This is a genomic window from Gordonia paraffinivorans, from assembly GCF_900683595.1.
In the GTDB taxonomy this organism is placed as follows: domain Bacteria; phylum Actinomycetota; class Actinomycetes; order Mycobacteriales; family Mycobacteriaceae; genus Gordonia; species Gordonia paraffinivorans.
The window spans coordinates 93,374-113,162 of record NZ_CAACYD010000007.1 but is presented as its reverse complement, the minus strand read 5'-3'; the positions used below and the strand labels follow the sequence as shown (position 1 = coordinate 113,162).

Here is a 19,789-nt window from a genome sequence, read left to right as displayed (position 1 = left end):
CGAGACCGGGTTTCCGGCGGCCCACTCAGGTGATGGTGTACCGGCGTTCGTCGAGTCCGGTCGCGCCGTCCGGCGCCGGTGGTCGGTAACGCTCGACCTGGGGCCGCCCCAGCCTGTCGATCGCGCGGACCTCGACGACGTGATCGCCAGGGGCCGCCTGCCAGACGTACCTCCACTGCCGCCAGGTGTCGACGCTGTACTCGGCCGCCAGGTCGGCGGGCCGCCACTCGCCGCCGTCGATGCGGACCTCGACGCGGTCGACCCCCGTGTGCTGCGCCCAGGCGGTTCCCGCGATCACGACCTCGCCCGCGGGATACCTCCCGGGATCGGGTCGGTCGATGCGCGACGACAGCTTGATCGGGCCGAGCGCCGACCATCCGCGACTCGTCCAGTACGCCTCGGCCTCGGAGAAACGGGTGACCTCCCAGTCGACGACCCACTTGGTGGCCGAGACGTATCCGTACAGTCCCGGCACCACCTGCCGCACCGGGTACCCGTGCTCGACGGGGAGCGGATCGCCGTTCATCCCCACCGCAAGGAGCGCGTCGCGACCGTCGGCGATCGCGGAAATCGGTGTGCCACAGGTCCATCCGTCAGCGCTCGTCGACAGCAACAGGTCGGCGCCAGGTCGGACGCCGGCGAGGTCGAGCACGTCGCGCATGGGGACGCCGAGCCAGCGGGCGTTGCCGATCAGGTCGCCGCCGACGTCGTTGGAGACACACGCGAGCGTCACGTATCGCTCGACCATCGGCATCGCGAGAAGGTCGTCCCAGCTCAGGACGACCTCCCTCTCGACGTCACCGTGTATGCGCAGCCGCCATCCGGCGGTGGTCAGCGTGGGCACCTGCAGCGCCGTGTCGATGCGATAGAAGGCGTCGTTGTCGGTGACGAACGGGGTCACCCCGTCGACGTCGAGCCGCGTTCCCTCGGGTACGGGCGGCGCGGGCCGGACGGGGCGCGGGAGCATCAGCCGCGCGCGGTCCGCGAGGGTCTCCGCGGTGTCGGCAAGCATGCGCCGGCCGATGACGCCCAACGCGACGGCCGCGACGGAGACACCGCCGGCGGTCAGGATGAACCGCCGAGTCAGCGGTGCGTTCCCGTTGACGCCCACGCGCAGCTCCGACTGCTCCTCGTACTGCCCGGATCTACACTGCGCCACAAGGATTCGCAGGACGACCACCCCCACCGCCGCGGCGATCACCGACGGCAGCGCGTGTGTCCACACCGCGCCGGGCCGGTCGAGGGCGGCGACCACTCCCACACCGCCGAAGACCGCGATGAGCAGCGAACCCACCGGCGGCCGACGGTGCTCCAGCGACCCGGCGACGGCCGCGATGATCGCGATGAGGAGTCCCATCCCGAGGAACAGCGCGACCTTGTCCGCGGCGCCGAAGGTCTCGATCGCCCATTCGCGGACCGCCTCCGGCGAGTGGTCGACCACCGACGAGCCCACCGCGAAGTACGGAGAGGCGTCCGGCGACACCGGGATCGCGGCGATCTCCCCAGCCGCCAGACCGGCCCCCGCGGCGACGACGCCCGAGATCCAGGGGCCGAGCGGATTCGCGTGCGGGGACGTCGAGGAGGTCACACTTCTTGATACCGGAGTTCCGACGGCCACGGCGGCGGCGCGCCCCCCCGGACCCCGTCGATCGTCCGACGACCGTTCGGCCGACGCACGGCGCAGAGGGCGGCGAAACCGGTCCTCCCGCTGTTCGGGAGAACACTAGAACAGGTTCTATTTTGTCGGCTAATCTGGCCGCATGGCTACCAGTACCGAGATCCCGGAGACCGTCGCCCTCGATTCGGTGACCGACTTCTCCGACGAGGTCGACGTCGTCGTGATCGGATTCGGCATCGCCGGCGGATGCGCCGCCGCGGAGGCCGCGGCCCACGGGGCGCGCGTCCTCCTGCTCGAGCGTGCCGCCGCACCGGGCGGGACCACCTCGCTGTCCGGCGGCTTCTTCTATCTCGGCGGCGGCACCCCCGTGCAGGAGGCGACCGGCCAGCACGACACCCCCGAGGAGATGGAGAAGTACCTCACCGCGGTGTCGATCGATCCCGAGGTCGACAAGATCCACGCCTACTGCGTCGACAGCGTCGACCACTTCCACTGGCTCGAAGGACTCGGTTTCGAATTCGAGCGCAGCTTCTACCCCGAGAAGGCCGTCATCCAGCCCGGCACCGAGGGCCTGATGTACACCGGCAACGAGAAGGTGTGGCCGTTCAACACGATGGCCAAGCCGGCCCCGCGCGGCCACAAGGTGCCGGTGCCCGGCGAGACCGGCGGCGCCTCCCTGGTCATCGACCTGCTCGTCAAGCGCCTCGACGAGCTCGGCGTCGAGGTCCGGTACGAGACCGGCGCGCGTCAGCTCGTCGTCGATTCCGACGGCTCGGTCGCCGGTGTCACCTGGAAGTCCTCCGACGGCCAGGGCGTGATCCGGGCCGGTTCGGTCATCATCGCCGCGGGCGGCTTCGTGATGAACCCGGACATGGTCGCCGAGCACACGCCGTACCTCGCCGAGAAGCCGTTCGTCCTCGGCAACACCTACGACGACGGTCTCGGCCTGCGACTCGGACGGTCGGTCGGCGCCGAGCTGAAGTACATGGACAAGGCGTTCATCACCGCCCCGATCTACCCGCCCGCCAGCATGGTCATGGGCGTCATCGTCAACAAGTTCGGCGAGCGCTTCGTCACCGAGGACTCCTACCACGCCCGGACGTCGGGATTCATTCTCGAGCAACCGGATTCGGTGGCCTACCTCATCGTCGACGAGGCGCACATGAATCCGAACCAGAACTACCTCATCCCGCTGATCGACGGCTGGGAGACCATCGAGGAGATGGAGAAGGACCTGGGCATCCCGGAGGGCAACCTGCAGCGGACGATGGCCCGCTACAACGAGAACGCCGCCAAGAAGGAGGACCCGGACTTCCACAAGGCGGCGGAGTTCCTCGAACCCCAGGACACCGGCCCGTGGGCCGCCTACAACCTCTCGCTCGGCAAGGCCATGTACGCCGGCTTCACGATGGGCGGCATGGCCACCTCGCTCGACGGCGAGGTCATCGACGAGTCGGGCAAGGTCATCAAGGGCCTGTACGCGGCCGGCGCCAGCGCCTCCAACATCGCCCAGGACTGCAAGGGCTACTGCAGCGGCACGCAGCTCGGCGAGGGTTCGTATTTCGGCCGGCGCGCCGGCCGGCACGCGGCGGCGCGGGTGAAGGCCGACGCCTGAGTTCTCGCACCCACCGACCGGAAGCCGCCCCTGAGATCAGCCCCGCGGAGCGAAGCGGGTGACATATCGTCATCCGCTTTCCCACGGAGGGTCGTTCTCAGGGGCGGCTTCTCGCGTCGGACGACGCGTCAGTTCTGACGCCGAGGAGCAAATCGCCGCAGCCGCAGGCTGTTGCCGACGACGAACACCGACGACAGCGCCATCGCGGCACCGGCGATCATCGGGTTCAGCATGCCCGCAGCGGCCAGCGGGATCGCCGCGACGTTGTACCCGAAGGCCCAGAACAGATTTCCCTTGATCGTCCCGAGCGTCCGGCGTGCCAGGCGGATCGCGTCCGCGACGACGCGAAGGTCGCCGCTCACCACGGTCAGGTCACCGGCCGCCATCGCCACGTCGGTTCCGGTGCCCATCGCGAGACCGAGATCGGCCTGCGCCAGCGCCGCGGCGTCGTTGATGCCGTCACCGACCATCGCCACGACGTGACCGCGCGACTGCAGCTCGGCGATCACCTCGAGCTTGCGCTGCGGACTGACACCGGCGGTCACGTCGTCGATGCCGACCTCGGCCGCCACCGCCCGGGCCACGCCCTCGTTGTCTCCGGTCAGCAACATCGGGGTGAGGCCGAGGCGCCGGAACTCGGCGATCGCCGCCGCCGACGTCTCCTTGATCCGGTCGGCGACCACGATCACGCCGACCGGCGCCGGGAGCGCCTTCCCGTCAGGTGCGCCGGTCTCGTCCGCCAGGACGACGACCGCAGTGGCCCCGCCCGACTCCGCGGCGGCGACCGCGTCGGCGAGCACATCGGGGAGATCGGCCTCGACCTTCGACGGTGACACGACCGAGACCCGGCGGCCGCCGACCGTTCCCGACATCCCGACACCCTGTTCGGCGACGAAATCAGTTGCTTTCTCGGGCAACGGATTCGGTGCTCCGGCGACGATCGCGGCACCGATCGGGTGCTCAGAACCGGCCTCGACCGCGGCCGCGGCCGCGAGGACCTGCTGCTCGTCGTACCCGGGCGCCGCCGTCACCGATGACAACGTCATCTCTCCGGTGGTGACGGTTCCGGTCTTGTCGAGCACGATCGTGTCCACGCGACGGGTCGACTCCAGGACCTCGGGCCCCTTCAACAGGATGCCGAGTTGCGCACCGCGCCCGGTGCCGACCATGAGCGCCGTCGGCGTCGCCAGCCCCAGCGCGCAGGGGCACGCGATGATCAGCACCGCGACGGCGGCGGTGAACGCGAAGGTCACGTCGCCTCCGGTGAGTCCGCCGGACGATCCCGACCCGAGCCAGAATCCCAGCGTGGCAACGGCGATCGCGATCACCGCGGGCACGAACACCGCGGAGATGCGGTCGGCGAGACGCTGCGCGTCGGCCTTGCCCTCCTGCGCGGCGGCGACCATGCGCGCCATCTGGGCGAGTGCGGTGTCCGCGCCGACAGCGGTGGCGCGGACCACGAGCAGTCCGCTGGTGTTCACCGTGGCCCCGATGACGGAGTCGCCCACGGTCACCTCGACCGGGACGGACTCGCCCGAGACCATCGATGCGTCGACGGCCGACGACCCCTCGACCACCACGCCGTCGGTGGCGATCTTCTCACCCGGGCGGACGACGAACTCGTCCCCGACGGCCAACTGCCCGATCGGGATTCGCGTCTCCACACCGCCGCGCCGGACCACGACGTCCTTGGCGCCCAGGCCCATCAGCGCGCGCAGCGCGTCACCGGCTCGACGCTTCGCGCGCTTCTCGAAGTAGCGCCCGGCGAGCAGGAAGGTCGTCACGCCCGCCGCGGCCTCGAGGTAGATGTGCGAGGCGCCGTCGGTCCGTTGTGGCAACAGGTCGAAACCGTGTGTGAGACCGGGTGTTCCGGCGGTGCCGAGGAACAGCGCGTACAACGACCACCCGAATGCGGCCAGCGTTCCGACCGACACGAGGGTGTCCATCGTCGTCGCGCCGTGGCGCAGGTTGATCCACGCGGCCCGATGGAAGGGGTAGGCGCCCCAGACGACGACCGGCGCGGCGAGCGTCAGCGACAGCCACTGCCAGTAGGTGAACTGCCAGGCCGGGACCATCGCGAGGACGATCACCGGGGCGGTGAGCACCGCCGACACGATCAGCCGCTGCCGCAGCGCGTCGAGCTCGGGATCGGCGGCACCGTCCGGACCGTCGGAGGCGTCTTCGGCCGGCGTCTCCGGCTCGGTCCGCACCGGCGCGGCGTCGTATCCCGCGGCCCGCACGACCTCGATCAGTTCCTCGGCGGACACCCCTGCCGGGGCCTCGACGTGCGCGCGTTCGGTCGCATAGTTCACCGTCGCGGTCACGCCGTCGAGTTTGTTGAGCTTGCGCTCGATGCGGTTGGCACAGGATGCGCAGGTCATCCCGGAGATGTCGAGGTCGACGAGCCGGAGGTCGGCGGCCGAGGTCAGTTCGGGGCCTGCGGACATCAGTGCTCACCCCCGTCCTGGTCGTGACCGCCCTGACCGTGGCGGCCGGCGTCGTGGTGGGCGTCATCGTGAGCGGGCGGCGGCGCCGACCCGCCCGTCTCGACGGTGGTCGTCTCGACGACACCGTGCGTCGGCGACTCGTGTGTCGCCGGCTGCGGGTCGGGGCCCCACGCCCTGCCGACGCCGAAGGCGATCACGAAGATCGCGGCCAGGGCGATCACGTACAGCAGGGGCCCTTGGCGAAGGCGGGCATGTCACGCCAGCGCATATCCCGCTTCGGTGACCGCCTTCTCGATCTCCTCGCGCGGGATCTCGTGCTCGGAGACGACGCGGACGGCACCGGTCTCCACGGACACGTCGACGCTCGTCACACCGGCGATCTCCTCGATCTCCTCGCGGACCGAGGCGGCGCAGTGGCCGCAGGTCATGCCGGTGACGGTGTAGCTGCTGGTGGTGCTCATGATGTCTCCTTCTCTCCGGGTTCGGTGCGGGTCGGCTCGTCAGGACTTCACGAGGCGGGCGATGGCCGCCATCGCCTCCTCGACCTTCTCCCGGCCGGCCTCGTCGCTTTCCTGTGCGGCGTGCACGACGCAGTGCGCGAGGTGTTCCTCGAGCAGGCCGAGGCCGACGGCCTCGAGCGCCTTCGTCATCGCCGACACCTGGGTGAGGATGTCGATGCAGTACGAATCCTCCTCGACCATCCGCTGCAGTCCGCGCGCCTGGCCTTCGATCCGACGCAACCGTTTCAGGTAGTCGTCCTTGCGGCCGATGTAGCCGTGCTGATGCTGGTCCATGCGACTCCTGCCGTTCAGGTACCCCCTAGGGGTATCTGCCCTTCGGTATACCACCAGGGGCGAGACTGCACAACCATACCCCCCTAGGGTATGCCTCCGGGACCGCGAAGGGCATGACGGAGCGACTTCCGGCGGGTGCCGCGCGGACGGACGCGGGGTGGGAGAAGACCTGGTCGAGCTAGTCGCGCAGAGCAGCCGCGAGCTTCGCGAGCGCGGCGGCGACCTCGTCGAGGGCCTCGCTGACGGCCGCTCGACGGGCGGGATCGAACAGCACGCCGTCCGTCGACGCCGGGGCCGGCGTCGCGGCCTCGCCGGCGTTCTCGAGGGCGGGAACCCCGGAGGCCACAGGCGCGGAACCCACCGGGGCCTCGACGCGCGAGGCGACGACCGGCGGCTCGGGAGCGGCGTGCTGTGGCGGCACGACGGACTCGGCCGGCTCTGGCGCCGCATGACCGCCGCCGTGCCGGCCGGGCCCCTCCGCCGGCGGGGCCGGTTCGGCGCCCGTCGCGTCGGGACGGTGACGGCGACCGTGACGGTCCTGTGCGACCGGGGCCTCGGCACCGGTGGATCGGCGCCCGCCCCGATAGGTCGACTGCGGTTCGTCGCCCGCCGGATTCGGCCGTCGCTCGGCGGCCGGAACATCAGGTGGGGCCGGCTGATGGGAGTCGGGAAGCCGGTGCGAGCCCGCCCGCGGGTGCGGCGGGCCTGCGGGATCGGCCGGCGGAGGTGTCGGCGCGGCGACGCCCGGGGGAGTCGGGGAGGCCGAGGCCGGGCTGCGTCGGTTGCCGGCGCCGGTCATCACCGACGGCGCATGCCCGTTCGACGGCGCGAAGAAGTGCGCGCCTCCGTGACCTGCGAAGTACACGCATCCCCCGGCGCCGTCCGCAGACGGGACCGGGCAGGGGTTGCGCTCGATCAGGGACTGGGCGCGGTTGTCGAAGTCGTTCCACTCGAGCCAGAGACGGCGATCGTGGCGCGGATGCGTGCTCGCATCGGTGGCGTGGTTCCCGCGGTGCCCGATCGGGAGTCGGCACTGCAGCAGCCAGTCGGAATCCCCGGACAGTCCGAGCGCCGCGCGTTCGGTTGGTCGGCACACCACTGTCGACCAACAGCCTTCGCCGTGCATACGGACTCCCCTTCGTACCTGCAGTGATCCCACTGTCTTCGCGCGCCGGCCGGCCCGCCCTGGCTTCTGTGTGTCTGAAGCTCCCGTGCGGTTCCCACGCAGCCCCGGCACGCGTCGCGTCGTTCCCCCTCCGATCGCGGCGCTGTGAAGATCTCGGGCGTCAGTCTACGAAGGAGTAGGTTCCGGTGCCACCCCCCTGACCCCCGCGCGTCCGGGCGACAAACGTCACGATGATCTTGTTCACCTCAGCCGGGCGATCGAGGTGCAGGAAGTGTCCGGCGTTCGCGATGACTGCGGCCGCGCTGCCGTGCGGCAGCACGTCGTGAACGTGATCGGTGAGCCTCGACTGCATGCATCCGTCATCGGCTCCGTGCAGATAGAGAGTGGGGCAACGCGGTTCGCCCAGCCAGTCGTCGCGCAGGGGCGCATACCGGGGATCGGTGCGACGCCGGCGCAGCGCGCGGTAGTAGCCGAGCGCTGCGCTGCGGTGGGCGCGCGTGGACATCGCCGAGAGGGCGTGATCGATGTCGGGTCGGTAGTCGGGACGCGGCTGTCCGCGATGCCGCAACCGCCACCGTCGCCACAGCAGCGGGACGAGCCACCCCAGGCTCCGCTCGGGCAGCCAGGGCAACTGGTTGAATCCGATGTACCAGCTCATCGCGGCCTGACGGGCGAGGAGTCCTACGGCGCCGAGGCCGTCGGTCGCGGCACGCCGGATCGCGGGTATCGGCGGCACGGCCATCGAGACCACCACCGCGTACGGGTTGTCCTCCCGATGCGCGAGGGCGTTGGCGGTGAGCGCTCCCCAGTCGTGTCCGATCAGGACGGCGTCGGGGCCGCCGCCGAGGGCGCGGTGGATCTCGCGCGCGTCGTGCGCGAGCGCCGCGACGTGAAAATCCTTGTCGGCCGGGATGTCCGACGGGGCATAGCCCCGCGTGAAGGGGGCGACGACGCGGTGGCCCGCGGCGGCGAGCTCCGGCCCGAGGAATCGCCAGGTCCATGCGGAATCCGGAAAGCCGTGCAGACACACCGCGAGAGGGCCGTCGGCCGGCCCCCACGTGAGGGCGTGCAGGGTGATGTACCCGAGATCGATGACCTCGCGTCCCGGTGTCGCGGGGTCGGCGGAACGGTCCGCAGCGGGAAGGGTCGCGCCGTTCCCGGTCATCGCGCGGTCGTGGGGAGTGTCGGGATCAGGGGATGACGACATACCGGCCAAATCTAGTGGCCGGACCCCGGCGGCGCATCGGCTTCGCCCGACTCCCCCCGCTCGGACAGCCCGCTCGAGCCCGGCTCTCGGGCCGCCTGGGCCGGGCCGCGGCCCTCAGACCGCGGCGGCGAGAACCGCGGCGCGCACCTCACCGTCGACGAGGCGGAATGCATGTGAGCAACCGGCCCCGGACGTCTCCGGGAAGTCGATGCGCACGTGCGAGCCCCGTGACTCGGTCCTGGCCTCGGCCGCGGCGACCACCGCCGCGGCGGTCAAGGTCAGTGCCGCATCCTCGATCTCGCGCACCGTCGTCGGGACCCGCCTCGGTGCCGAGCGGAGCAGCGCGGACGCCTCGGCGAGACCGTCGGCCGACCGTCTCAGTGCGACGCGTCGTGTCATGGTGTCCTGCAGGAGATCCCGGTCGAGGACCGGGACCGCGCCCCCGCTCGACGGTCCGTCCGGCGACGCGAGATCTGCGATCGGCAGGTCTCGCCGTCCCACGGCGACCCGGGCGGCGCGACGCCCCATCACCAGCCCTTCGAGGAGACTGTTCGACGCCAGGCGGTTGGCCCCGTGGAGTCCGGTGCGGGCCACCTCGCCGGCCGCGAGCAGACCATCGACAGCGGTGCGCCCCTCGTCGTCGGTCACGACGCCGCCGCAGAGGTAGTGCGCACCCGGTACGACGGGAATCCGGTGGTCCGCGGGGTCGAGGCCCGCGGCGCGGATTCCCGCGCTCACCGTCGGGAACCGCCGTTCGAAGTCGGCGACCGCAGAGGTGTCCAGGTAGACGCAGGGGTGGCCGCTCGCCTCGATCGCGGCCTCCACCGCGTTGGCGACGACGTCGCGCGGGGCGAGGTCGCCCATCGGGTGCACGCCCGCGGTGACCGGGCGACCGAGGACGTCGACGAGGCGGCCGCCCTCGCCGCGCACCGCCTCGCTGACGAGCGTGCGGCGACCACGGGCTCCGGGGGTGTGGAGCATGGTCGGGTGGAACTGGATGAACTCCAGGTCGGCGACGAGCGCGCCGGCGCGCAGGGCCAGCGCGATCCCGTCGCCGGTGGCGCCGGCCGGGTTGGTCGTCGCGGCATAGAGGTGCCCCGCTCCGCCGGTCGCGAGGAGCACCGTCGGGGCCGCGACCACGCCGCGCCGTCCCGCCGACAGGTATTCCACGCCCGTCGCCCGCCCCTCGTCGAGCAGGACGCGGGTCACGATCGCCTCGTCGAGGAACTCGATCGAACCGCCGCGCGTGAACCGCGCGACCGCGTCGTGCAGGGCCCGTTGGATGGCCGCCCCGGTGGCGTCGCCGCCGGCGTGGATGATGCGGCGGACCGAATGTCCGCCCTCGCGGGTGCGCAGCAGCTCGCCAGACCCGTCGCGGTCGAAGTCCGCGCCCCAGTCGATCAGGGCCGACACGGCAGCCCACCCGTCGGCAAGGATCGGACGCGAGGCGGCGGGGTCGGTGAGCCCGGCACCGGCGGCGAGGGTGTCCTCGAGGTGCAGTTCGACCGAATCGGCGTCGTCGGCGACGGCCACCCGCCGCCCGGGCATGACCACCGCGACCCCGCCCTGCGCGTAGAAGGTGGAGGTCGGCTGTTCGCCGCGGTCGGGGCTCCACTGCGGGCCCTTGTTGACGACGACCACCGACAGGCCGCTCTCGGCGGCGCTCAACGCGGCGGTGAGCCCGGCGACGCCCGCGCCGACGACGACCAGATCGGCACGGCGGAGGGCGCCGCGCAGGAACTCGGCCTGCGGCGCGGGGTGCCCGGGCATGTTCATGGTCGTCCGCCTCTCGTCGGATGCGTCGTCATCAACCTTCCGCAACCGTTTTCGATTCCCAGTCGAAAACCTTACCCGCAGCTCGCACGCGCCGACAGTCGGCAGGTTCCCGGCAGGTACGCGACCGGCCGACATGTTTGACAAGCGCCGGCCGGGGCAACCCCCACGGACATGAAGACCCTCTGGTTCGACCCGGCCACCGACACCGATCTCGGCGGCCTGCCCGACGTCCGCCCCGAGACGACGCCGTTCGGCACCGTGGAGACCTACGACCAGGTCGTCGTCGGCGCCGGGATCACCGGACTGACCACCGGCCTCCTGCTCGCCCGTGCCGGCCGGCGGGTCGCGGTCCTCGAGGCCCGCCACATCGGCGCCGCGGCGACCGGTCACACCACCGGCAAGCTCTCGCTGCTGCAGGGCACAAGACTCTCGTCCATCGCGAGTCGCCACGGCAAGGGCGCGGTCGAGGACTACATCCAGGCGAACAGGGAGGGCCAGGCGTGGCTGCGCCACTACCTCACCCACCGCGGCCTGCAGGTCGACGAGCGTGCGGCACTCACCTTCGCCGCCACCTCGTCGGGAGCGAAGAAGGTGGAGCAGGAATACCGGGCCTGTCGCGACTTCGGCATCCCGGTCGAGCACGTCGACGTCCCGGAGCTGCCGTTCGACGTCCGGTCCGCGATCCGGCTCGACGGACAGGCCCAGATCGACCCCATGGTGGTGCTGAGAGCTCTCGCCGACGATCTCCGGGCCCACGGCGGGCACCTGTACGAGGGGGTCCGCGTGCAGGGGCTGCGCCATGGGACACCCCACACCCTCACCACCGACGCCGGTGAGGTGCAGGCGGACTCGGTCGTCCTCGCCACCGGCGTCCCGTTCCTCGACCGCGCCGCCTTCTTCGCGCGCGTCCACCCTCAGCGGTCCTACGCGGCGGCGTTCACCGTCGACGAGGAGATCCCCCGTCAGATGTACCTGGGCGCGGACAACCCGTCCGTCTCGTTGCGGACCGCCACCCGGCCCGGCCACGACGGGGAGCTGCTGATGGTCGGCGGCTTCGGACACGAGGTGGGGCGCACGAAGTCCGAGCGCCGACATGCGCTGGACATGATCGAGTGGACACAGGAGCACTTCCCCACCGCCCGGATGGTCGCGCGGTGGTCGGCGCAGGACTACACGACCATCGACGAACTGCCGTACGTCGGCGAGTTGCTGCCGAAGATGGAAAGCGTCCAGGTTGCAACAGGATTTGCGAAATGGGGTCTCACCAACGGGGTGGCCGCGGCGCTGTCGATGACCGGCCGCATCCTCGGGAAGGAGCCACCCTGGTCGAAGAGTCTTCGTCCCTGGCGCTCCACCGAGGTGACGAGGCCGGGCTCGCTCCTCTCGGCGGCATCCGCGAACGCCCAGGTCGCCGCGTACATGGCCGGCGGCTACCTGAGCCTGCTCAAGCCCACCGAGTCCTCTCCGCCGGAGGGCGAGGGCAGTGTCGGGCACTCGGGCGTGGCACCCAAGGGCGTGTGCACGGTGGCCGGCCAGACCCGCTCGGTCGCACCCCTGTGCACCCACCTCTACGGCGTGCTGCGTTGGAACGACGCCGATCAGTCCTGGGACTGCCCTCTTCACGGCTCGCGATTCAGCCACACCGGCGAGGTACTGGAGGGGCCGGCCACCCGGCCGTTGCCCACCGCCCCGTCGCCGTCGCACGATCGATGAGCGACGTCACGCCACGATCATCCGCCGGAACACCGGTCCGGTGATCGTGGCGAGTGGCCGCTGGAGCGCCCCCGCGAACACTCGCACACCGATGTCGAGGGCGCGGGCGTCCGGCCCCACGAGAATCCGGTCGCGTCCGGCGACGACGCCCGAGAGGATCGCCGCCGCAGCGGCCCTCGGGCGGGTGCCGGGCAGCCGATGGTCGAAGCCGCGGGTCACGAAGTCGCGGACCGCAGGATCGACATACCGGGCGCGCCGCGCTATCGCGGTGTGCACCGCGCCCGGACACACGATGTGGATGCGTACCGGTGAACCGTTGTCCCGCAACTGTTTCTGAACCGACTCCGAGAAGCCGCGAACCGCGAACTTCGACGCCGAGTAGGCCGATTGCGCCGGGGCGCCGAGCAGTCCGAACGCGCTGGAGGTGTTCACGATGTGCCCGCCTCCCGCGGCCTCGAGGTGCGGCAGGAACGCGGTCGTCCCGTTCACCACGCCGCCGAAGTTGACCGCCATGATCCGGCGGGCGTGTCGATCGTCCTCTTCGTGCACGCCCGCGACCATGGTGATCCCGGCGTTGTTCAGGACCAGCGCGGGCGGCCCCTCGCGGCCGACCACGTCGTGAACATAGGCCGCCACCGCGTCGGCGTCCGCGACATCGAGTCCGGCCGCGACGAGCGGTGCGCCCCCGCCAGGCGAGCTCGTCACCGTCTCACCGAGCGCCGCGTCGTCGATGTCGCTGACCAGTACCCGGACCCCGGCCGCCGACAGTCGGTGCGCCAGTTCCCTCCCCATGCCCGACCCGGCCCCGGTGACCACCGCGGGCCGGCCCCCGCACAGGCGGCGCAGCCTCTCATCGGTCACTCGCGGGTACCAGGGCATGGTGGGATCTCGGGGGGAACGTCACGCCGTCGGACTACCCGTGCGGCAGACGCCCACACCTCCCGCGACGACCGGCCGCGCGTTTATCACCCCTCGTCACGGGTAGACGTGACTACCGTGAGCCGAACACGCCCGTGACCGAGCGGGCCGTCTCCAGCACCGGAACAAGTGCTGCCTTGCGGGCGGTCTGGGTGTCTTCGTTGAAGATCTCGATCGCCATGAGTGTGGCCATCATCGGATCGTCACGTAGCTTCTGCATGTGGTTGCGGCGGAACTGCACTGCGGTGGGCTGCGCAGCTTCCTCTGCGATACATTCGGCGGGCGTGAGGAACGAACTGGTGACAGGTTCGGTTTAGGCCGCGAGTGTGAGCGGCTCGGCTAGCTTGGCTTCGAACTCGATGGGCGTCAAGCCGCCGAGGGTGTCCTGGGCGCGCTGGCGGTGATACTTCCGCTCGATCCAAACGACGATGGCGAGTCGCAGCTCCTGCCGGGTCGCCCACCGCTGCTGGTTGAGGACGTTCGTTTGCAGCAGTGACCAGAACGACTCCATGGCCGCGTTGTCCCCCGCAGCGCCGACTCTTCCCATCGATCCGACCATGTCGTGGCGGCGCAACTCGCGGGCCATCGCGCGGCTGCGGAACTGGCTGCCCCTGTCGGCGTGCAGGATGCAGCCGGCGACCTCACCGCGGCGCGCGACAGCATTTCGGACGGCGTCTACGGCGAGTTTCGCGGTCATCCGATCTGAGATCGAGTACCCGACGATTGGGTTGGAGAACACGTCCTTGATCGCGCAGCAGTAGAGCTTGCCTTCGCTCGTCCAGTGCTCCGTGATGTCCGTGAGCCAGAGCCGGTTCGGTGCATCGGCGCGGAACACGCGCTGGACGTGGTCGTCGAACACGGGCGGCCCGGCCTTCTTCCCCTTCCCGCGTCGCCGGCGTTGCGCGGACGAGAGAATCCCCGCCTGCGAGCACAGCTTCCACGCCGTCCGCCGGCTCATCCGCCACCCCGCTCGGCGGGCCTCGTCGGCGAGGTATCGGTAGCCGAACGTCGGGTCCTCGTGGTGCGCATCATGCAGCGCGTTGATCCGATATGCGCGGAGCACGTCCGCGTCCCGGACGGGGTCGTTGCGCCACCGGTAGTAGGGCTGGCGGGCGAGCTTGAGAACCCGGCACGACACCGTCACGGGGATCCCCGCGTCGGCGAGCTCAGATACGAGCGGGTACGTCATTTTGGGGAGCCACCAAGCCGCAGGTTCGCCTGCGACAGATACGCCGCCGCACGGCGGAGGACCTCGTTCTCCTGCTCGAGCAACCGGATCCGCTTCTTCAACTCCCGCGCCTCGGCGGCGTCCGCGGCGGTCTGGCCGGGACGGTTACCGTCTTCGACGTCGGCTTGACGGAGCCAGTTCTGCAACGTCGCTTCGCTGATACCGAAGTCGGCGGCGATCTGTTTGATGGTGACGCCGCTCTCGCGGCTGCGAGCAACCGCAACGACGTCCTCGCGGAACTCTCTGGGATAGGGGCCGGGCATGATGACATCCTCCCCGTCAGCGCCTCCCGGCACTAACCTCGATCTTTCGTGAGGTGGCGGTCGTCTGTTGGGTGGCCCGGGTGGGTGGTCTGAGGACCGGATCTCCGGGCGTAGGCCGTGAGAGGTGCCCGACGCGTCGGTGGGCGTCGGGGTTCACGGCCCCGAGGTGGAACGTCCTTTCTGGATCAGAGGTCAGGTTGGCTTGATGTCAGGCAGGTGCGGGAAGTGCTGCGAGTCTTGAGATCCCGTCGAGCAGCAGTCCAACATGTGGTGCGTGGGCGGCAAGCTTCAACCGGGTTCGGCGGGCGTGGCGGCTGATCTTGGCGGCGATCGAGAACACGCGGTGGCGCAGTCGTTTGGGTTCCCACCGGCGAGCGGGATGATCAGCGAAGGCCAGCAGCTGGGTCCAGGCGATCAGCTCGCAAGCGAGCATCACGATGGCACACCAGATGCGGTTCTGATCGAATCCGTGCAACGGAAGATTGGTCAGGCCACAGTCTTTCGCCGTGCGGACCCGGTCCTCGCAGCGTGCGCGTCGCCGGTGACGCAGTTCCAGATCGGCGAGTTGGCCACGAACGGTGTTGGTGGCGAACGCGGTCACCCGCAACCCATCACGATCGGTGAAGCGTAGCTGCGCACCTGGATGCGGGCGCTCCTTGCGCACGATCACTCGCATGCCTTCGGGCCAGCCCGATAGGTCGATCAGCCCGGTCAACTCGGCCACCCACGCCCCGTCGCGCTCGATGCCCTCGGCGTCGTAGGCCGGGGTCCAGGCCTCGGGACTGATCCGGTCGATCGCGGTTGCGGTCGCTTCGGTGAGCCCGAACCCGACCGAGTACGCCAGGCGTCGTCGGGTGAGGTAGTCGACGAACTCGTGGGTGCCGCCGGCCGAGTCGGTGCGCACCAGCACCGACTTGCCAACCCGATAGCCCGCCACGTGCGGTAGCTGCTCGAGTGCGGCGGCGGTGACCGCGATGTGATCGGCAGCGGTATTGGCACCAGCATTACCCGGGCGCAACTCGATCGCTAGGGGTTCGCCGGTGCCGTCGCTGCCGTGATCGACGAACGCACACAGCGGGTGAAAACCGAACCCCCGCTTGTAGGTTGGTGCCGCATCCTGTTTCTCCGAGTGCGCGGTCACCAAAGTGGCGTCGAGGTCGACGATCACCGGGTCAGCGACGTCGGCGTCATGGTCGGGAGCAGTGGCACCGGCTGCTGACCAGCACGCTGCCCGCGCGGCAGCACGCGCGGTCGCAATCGCCGACAGCGCCGCCGGCGCATCATCGGCCAACGTCGAGATCAGGCGCGACACCGTCGGATCAGAGGCGACCTGACCGAACACCGCCGGGTCGGCGCGTAACTGGTTGATGTCGGCCAAACAGTCGCCACCGATCGCGACCGCCACGGCCAGGTCCGAGATGATCTTGCCCGGATCATGAGTCGCCAAAGGTTTGCGCCACGGCGCCAACGCCTCGGATAATCGGCTGGTCAGACCCGTTTTCTCCGCAGCCCGGAGTAACACCGCGGCGCCGGCGTGCGACACGACCCCGGTTCCGGTGCCATCTGCAGACAGCGTGGGGTACGGCGACGTAGACTTGCTCACCTGAATGGTGCTCCTCGATCTGGTCCGATTGATACCTTCGCAAGTTCAATCATCCCAGTTCAGGGCACCATTCTTTATTCACGACACGAATTCAGCGTGAAAGCGCGAGGCTAACGATCAGTTGTCACCAATCCGTTCCTCACGCCCCCGAGTACGGGCGTCCGCAGTTGGGGTCGAGCCGCACCATGTCCACGACGACAGGCCGTGGCGGGGTGAACAGTCGTAGGGTCCGTTGATCGGGCCACGACTCCCACATGCTCGACCTCGATGCCTCACGCCGATCCGCCGGCGGTTCGCTCTACGAAATGTGGATGGGATGCGCGGAACGCTTCCCGTTCGTCCACGCATCCCATCCAGTGCTCAGCATAGCGCGTAGTCGAATGTATGTGCGAATCACTAGGCGGCCGTCGTGTGCGATCCATGCGTGGACTACATGCCCCAAGGCAGACGAGTCAGACGAGGAAGGCCTCCGCCGTAGCGGAGACCTTCTGGGCTTAGTTGCCTCGGTACTTCAGTGGGTTCGGACGTCGGTACGTTTGCTGCTGAGGCGGCGGTCCGTACTGTCCGACCTGGGGCGGCGGTCCGTACTGTCCGACCTGGGGCGGCGGTCCGTACTGTCCAGCCTGAGGCGGCGGTCCGTACTGTCCAGCCTGAGGCGGCGGTCCGTACTGTCCAGCCTGAGGCGGCGGTCCGTACTGTCCAGCCTGAGGCGGCGGTCCGTACTGTCCAGCCTGAGGCGGCGGTCCGTACTGTCCAGCCTGAGGCGGCGGTCCGTACTGTCCAGCCTGAGGCGGCGGTCCGTACTGTCCAGCCTGAGGCGGCGGTCCGTACTGTCCAGCCTGAGGCGGCACTAGGAAATGGGTGGGGCGCGGCGTCTGCGGCACGTCCCGGACTGCCATTGCCAGTGCCACGATCCAGCCGATAATGGTCCATCCGAGAAGTACGTTGATGACGATGACCGATCCCTTGTTCGGCACCTTCCTCAGCAGGGCGATGATCGACGGCAACAAGCACAGGCCGATCAAGAACAAGAGCTGAACTGCTTCCTTCACTTCACTCCTTGCCTCAACAGACTCGCTGAGTCTATGTCAAGGCAAAGACTTCCTCTCTTGCTCTTGGTGGTGCCGCAATCACCACCACAGGACCGCCGCTTCTCCCCTATCCCCTGCATGCATGGGTTCATGGAGCGGCTGACGTTACAACGTTGTAGCGGTACAACGTTGCAATGTCAGAAGTGTCGAGGGCGACCAGGCTTTCCCTGACTGAGGCCAGCAGCTTCGCCTTCAGCGCGGATCGCGGCGATCACTTCTTCGGGCGACATCTCCGCCATCAGCTTGCGCATCGCGTACCTCGCGATGGCACTCCGGGAGTCGATTCTGGGCTTACTGCGGCGGCCCGCGATGCACACTTCCTCGAGAAAGTCGTCGGTGGCTTCATCGAAGTAGATCGTGCTTGGCCCCACAGTTCGCCCCTTTGTAGTGGTAGCTGGAGGCGCTGCCACTGTTGGCGTCGTCGCCTTCTTCCTCGCCTTCGGGGCCACAGGCTTTGCTGTCGGCCGTGAGGGTGCTGATGTGTCCGCAGCGGGAGCGGGGTCCGAGGAGCGGTTGCCTGCGGTCGCGGCGGGTTCCGCCGGCGCCGCGGAAGTCCTCCCCTCGTTCAGCGTCTCGTTCTCCGTCTTCTGAGCAACAGGGTCGGCCACTAGCTGTGCTGGCGACGGTTCGGCCGGCTTGGGCGCTGGGTGCTTCGCCGGCGGCATTGGCCGGACCCGGGTGCGCTTCTCGCGCTGCCTCATCATGGCTTCGAGACCATTCGCACTCGTACTCATCCGACATACTCCTGAACAAACTTGGCGGTCCTCTCGAGCGTCACCGAGATGGTCAGCAACCTTGGGGAGTCTGCCTTCGGTGTATTCCAGGAGTCGGTCGAACTGCTCGTGCACGGCGGTGGCGGTGGGCTGGTCATAAACGCTGTGCAGCATCGCTTTGACCGCCGGTGAACCGTCCTGGGTCTGGTGGAGACCGTGATCTCACCAGGAGAATGCCGGTATGGCTGCACCAAGGAAGTTCGATCCAGAGACCCGCGAGCGGGCTGTGAGGATGTATCACGACCACCTCGCCGAGCACGGCGGCGCGAAACTCGCCGCCCGCGAGCATGTAGGCGCGCTGCTCGACATCAACCAGGCAACGTTGCGCAACTGGATCGAGAAGGATAAGCCGATTGTCACCACACGGGGAACGACGACGGTGAGCGAACAGGACGCCGAACTGGCTGCGCTTCGCAAGGAGAACGCCGAATTACGCAGGGCAAACGAGATTTTGAAGACCGCGTCGGCGTTTTTCGCAGCGGCGGAGGTCGACCGCCGACTGCGGTGATCGTCGACTACATCGACGCTCACAAGGGCCGGTTTGGGGTCGCCCCGATCTGCCGAGTGCTGACCGAGCACGGCGTGCAGATCGCCCCATCCACCTACTACGCCCGCAAACACGCGGGTCCGGTCTCGGCAACACAAATGGCCGAGGCGTACGACGCTCATACCGTCTACCAGGCGTTTCAGCGTAATCGCGGCGTGTACGGCGTTCGTAAACTGTGGCACACGATGCGCCGTGAGGGCCGGGTGATGGGCCGCGATCAGGTAGGCCGGCTGATGGAGATCTGCGGCATCACCGGAGTCGTGCGCGGCAAGCACCGCACAAGCACAACCCAGCGTGATGATCGCGCGCCGCGCCATCCTGATTTAGTGGATCGGCAGTGGTCGCTGCCGTCGCGTCCGGACCAGTGGTGGGTGGCGGATTTCACCTACTGCTGGACGCTGTCGGGATTCGTCTACACAGCGTTTCTGGTCGATGTGTACTCGCGACGGATCCTGGGTTGGCGGGTGATGACGAGCAAGACGACACCGCTGGTGACCAGCGCTCTCGAGCAGGCCCTGTTCACCCGAAGAAGGACCGACTTCTCCTTTACTGCAACAGGTTTGATTCATCACAGCGATGCGGGAAGTCAATACACCTCGTTCGCCTTCACCGAGGCGCTACGCGACTCCGGCCTGGCCGGCTCGATCGGCTCAGTTGGCGATGCCCTGGACAATGCGTTGATGGAATCGACGATCGGGTTGTACAAGAGCGAACTCATCGACCGCCAGCGATCCTGGACCGGACGAGCCGAGGTCGAACGCGAAACCGCCGCATGGGTGCATTGGTACAACACCGAACGGTTGCACTCGGCAATCGGCTACTGCCCGCCGGTCGAGTACGAGACGCGCTACCGTGAGACCGTCGCCTCCGAAGCGGAGGTGGCCTAAACCAGGTCTCCATCCGACCCAGGACGGTTCAGGCCGGCCGGAATGGGTGATCGGTCCAGCCGGCCCCGATCGTGTCCGCATCGCACCAGCCGGCGCCGGGAACGCCGGGTCGTCGGGTTACGCGTCTCCCGCCGCTGGGGGCCAGCCCGGATCGGATACCACCTGGGGTTGAACGTCTCCACG

At 69.1% G+C, this 19,789-nt stretch carries 16 protein-coding genes, 3 pseudogenes and 1 other annotated feature; of the genes and pseudogenes, 4 read left to right on the top strand and 15 right to left on the bottom strand.

The genetic code is table 11. The features are described 5' to 3' along the window. Nucleotides 1–25: 25 nt before the first annotated feature. Nucleotides 26–1,588, bottom strand: coding sequence for a molybdopterin-dependent oxidoreductase (locus E1P53_RS13520; protein WP_131734636.1), 1,563 nt, complete (start codon nt 1,586–1,588; stop codon nt 26–28). 172 nt (nt 1,589–1,760) lie between these two features. Here E1P53_RS13520 and E1P53_RS13515 point away from each other — a divergent pair, with 172 nt between their 5' ends. Then, nucleotides 1,761–3,233, top strand: coding sequence for an FAD-binding protein (locus tag E1P53_RS13515; protein WP_006901005.1), 1,473 nt, complete (start codon nt 1,761–1,763; stop codon nt 3,231–3,233). Between the two features lie 128 nt (nt 3,234–3,361). Here the strand turns inward: E1P53_RS13515 and E1P53_RS13510 are convergent, their stop codons facing one another. The 7 genes from E1P53_RS13510 to nadB all read right to left on the bottom strand — a co-directional run bounded on the left by E1P53_RS13510 (nt 3,362) and on the right by nadB (nt 10,583). Next, nucleotides 3,362–5,680 carry a heavy metal translocating P-type ATPase gene (locus E1P53_RS13510; protein ID WP_131734635.1) on the bottom strand — a complete coding sequence of 773 codons (2,319 nt, stop codon included), beginning with the start codon at nt 5,678–5,680 and terminating at the stop codon, nt 3,362–3,364. Continuing rightward, entirely contained in the window at nt 5,680–5,901 is a 222-nt protein-coding gene (locus E1P53_RS13505) for a hypothetical protein (RefSeq protein WP_131734634.1), read from the bottom strand. Before E1P53_RS13505 ends, E1P53_RS13510 begins: the two co-directional genes overlap by 1 nt. Before the next feature lie 33 nt (nt 5,902–5,934). Continuing rightward, nucleotides 5,935–6,141: a heavy-metal-associated domain-containing protein gene (locus E1P53_RS13500; RefSeq protein WP_131734633.1), complete on the bottom strand. Its 207-nt coding sequence runs from the start codon at nt 6,139–6,141 to the stop codon at nt 5,935–5,937. A gap of 39 nt (nt 6,142–6,180) precedes the next feature. Beyond that, nucleotides 6,181–6,474: a metal-sensitive transcriptional regulator gene (locus E1P53_RS13495; RefSeq protein WP_006901001.1), complete on the bottom strand. Its 294-nt coding sequence runs from the start codon at nt 6,472–6,474 to the stop codon at nt 6,181–6,183. A gap of 178 nt (nt 6,475–6,652) precedes the next feature. Next, nucleotides 6,653–7,600: a hypothetical protein gene (locus E1P53_RS13490; protein ID WP_131734632.1), complete on the bottom strand. Its 948-nt coding sequence runs from the start codon at nt 7,598–7,600 to the stop codon at nt 6,653–6,655. A gap of 160 nt (nt 7,601–7,760) precedes the next feature. Next, the gene (locus E1P53_RS13485; RefSeq protein WP_006900999.1) at nt 7,761–8,807 is read right to left on the bottom strand and encodes an alpha/beta fold hydrolase; all 1,047 of its coding nucleotides are present in this window, start codon (nt 8,805–8,807) and stop codon (nt 7,761–7,763) included. A 114-nt stretch (nt 8,808–8,921) separates the two neighbouring features. Then, nucleotides 8,922–10,583 (bottom strand): L-aspartate oxidase, encoded by a 1,662-nt coding sequence (nadB, locus tag E1P53_RS13480; RefSeq protein WP_131734630.1) that lies wholly within the window; start codon nt 10,581–10,583, stop codon nt 8,922–8,924. A 171-nt stretch (nt 10,584–10,754) separates the two neighbouring features. Here nadB and E1P53_RS13475 point away from each other — a divergent pair, with 171 nt between their 5' ends. Further along, nucleotides 10,755–12,296 carry an FAD-dependent oxidoreductase gene (locus tag E1P53_RS13475; protein WP_131734629.1) on the top strand — a complete coding sequence of 514 codons (1,542 nt, stop codon included), beginning with the start codon at nt 10,755–10,757 and terminating at the stop codon, nt 12,294–12,296. Between the two features lie 6 nt (nt 12,297–12,302). On the opposite strand, the gene E1P53_RS13470 is transcribed toward E1P53_RS13475, so the two are convergent. The 7 genes and pseudogenes from E1P53_RS13470 to E1P53_RS13445 form a co-directional block, all read right to left on the bottom strand. Then, nucleotides 12,303–13,175, bottom strand: a complete 873-nt coding sequence (locus tag E1P53_RS13470) for an SDR family NAD(P)-dependent oxidoreductase (protein ID WP_131734628.1) — start codon at nt 13,173–13,175, stop codon at nt 12,303–12,305. Between the two features lie 112 nt (nt 13,176–13,287). Continuing rightward, entirely contained in the window at nt 13,288–13,455 is a 168-nt protein-coding gene (locus E1P53_RS20495; RefSeq protein WP_165484437.1) for a hypothetical protein, read from the bottom strand. A gap of 72 nt (nt 13,456–13,527) precedes the next feature. After that, a pseudogene (locus E1P53_RS13465) lies at nt 13,528–14,705 on the bottom strand (IS3 family transposase). Between the two features lie 208 nt (nt 14,706–14,913). Continuing rightward, on the bottom strand, nt 14,914–16,308 hold the full coding sequence (locus E1P53_RS13460) for an IS1380 family transposase (protein WP_131733946.1): 1,395 nt from the start codon (nt 16,306–16,308) through the stop codon (nt 14,914–14,916). A 494-nt stretch (nt 16,309–16,802) separates the two neighbouring features. Beyond that, nucleotides 16,803–17,285 carry a superinfection immunity protein gene (locus tag E1P53_RS21165; protein ID WP_408877559.1) on the bottom strand — a complete coding sequence of 161 codons (483 nt, stop codon included), beginning with the start codon at nt 17,283–17,285 and terminating at the stop codon, nt 16,803–16,805. A gap of 251 nt (nt 17,286–17,536) precedes the next feature. After that, on the bottom strand, nt 17,537–17,770 hold the full coding sequence (locus E1P53_RS13450) for a hypothetical protein (protein WP_062394413.1): 234 nt from the start codon (nt 17,768–17,770) through the stop codon (nt 17,537–17,539). A gap of 291 nt (nt 17,771–18,061) precedes the next feature. Then, nucleotides 18,062–18,301 (bottom strand): annotated as a pseudogene (locus E1P53_RS13445) (transposase); the annotation flags it as partial. A 52-nt stretch (nt 18,302–18,353) separates the two neighbouring features. On the opposite strand from E1P53_RS13445, the gene E1P53_RS13440 reads away from it, so the two are divergent. Beyond that, a protein-coding gene (locus E1P53_RS13440; RefSeq protein WP_131734626.1) for an IS3 family transposase occupies nt 18,354–19,606 on the top strand; the annotation gives its coding sequence in 2 pieces (ribosomal slippage) (nt 18,354–18,648 and nt 18,648–19,606; 1,254 coding nt in all). Continuing rightward, nucleotides 18,638–18,769, top strand: a sequence feature (AL1L pseudoknot). Its footprint overlaps the gene before it by 132 nt. Nucleotides 19,607–19,642: 36 nt before the next feature. Continuing rightward, nucleotides 19,643–19,789, top strand: a pseudogene (locus tag E1P53_RS20820) (IS481 family transposase); the annotation flags it as partial.

Coding starts and splice junctions, on each gene's coding strand:
- E1P53_RS13515 (WP_006901005.1), top strand. CDS start 1,761: ATGGCTACCAGTACCGAGATCCCGGAGACCGTCGCCCTCGATTCGGTG.
- E1P53_RS13510 (WP_131734635.1), bottom strand. CDS start 5,680: ATGTCCGCAGGCCCCGAACTGACCTCGGCCGCCGACCTCCGGCTCGTC.
- E1P53_RS13500 (WP_131734633.1), bottom strand. CDS start 6,141: ATGAGCACCACCAGCAGCTACACCGTCACCGGCATGACCTGCGGCCAC.
- E1P53_RS13495 (WP_006901001.1), bottom strand. CDS start 6,474: ATGGACCAGCATCAGCACGGCTACATCGGCCGCAAGGACGACTACCTG.
- E1P53_RS13490 (WP_131734632.1), bottom strand. CDS start 7,600: ATGCACGGCGAAGGCTGTTGGTCGACAGTGGTGTGCCGACCAACCGAA.
- E1P53_RS13485 (WP_006900999.1), bottom strand. CDS start 8,807: ATGTCGTCATCCCCTGATCCCGACACTCCCCACGACCGCGCGATGACC.
- nadB (WP_131734630.1), bottom strand. CDS start 10,583: ATGAACATGCCCGGGCACCCCGCGCCGCAGGCCGAGTTCCTGCGCGGC.
- E1P53_RS13475 (WP_131734629.1), top strand. CDS start 10,755: ATGAAGACCCTCTGGTTCGACCCGGCCACCGACACCGATCTCGGCGGC.
- E1P53_RS13470 (WP_131734628.1), bottom strand. CDS start 13,175: ATGCCCTGGTACCCGCGAGTGACCGATGAGAGGCTGCGCCGCCTGTGC.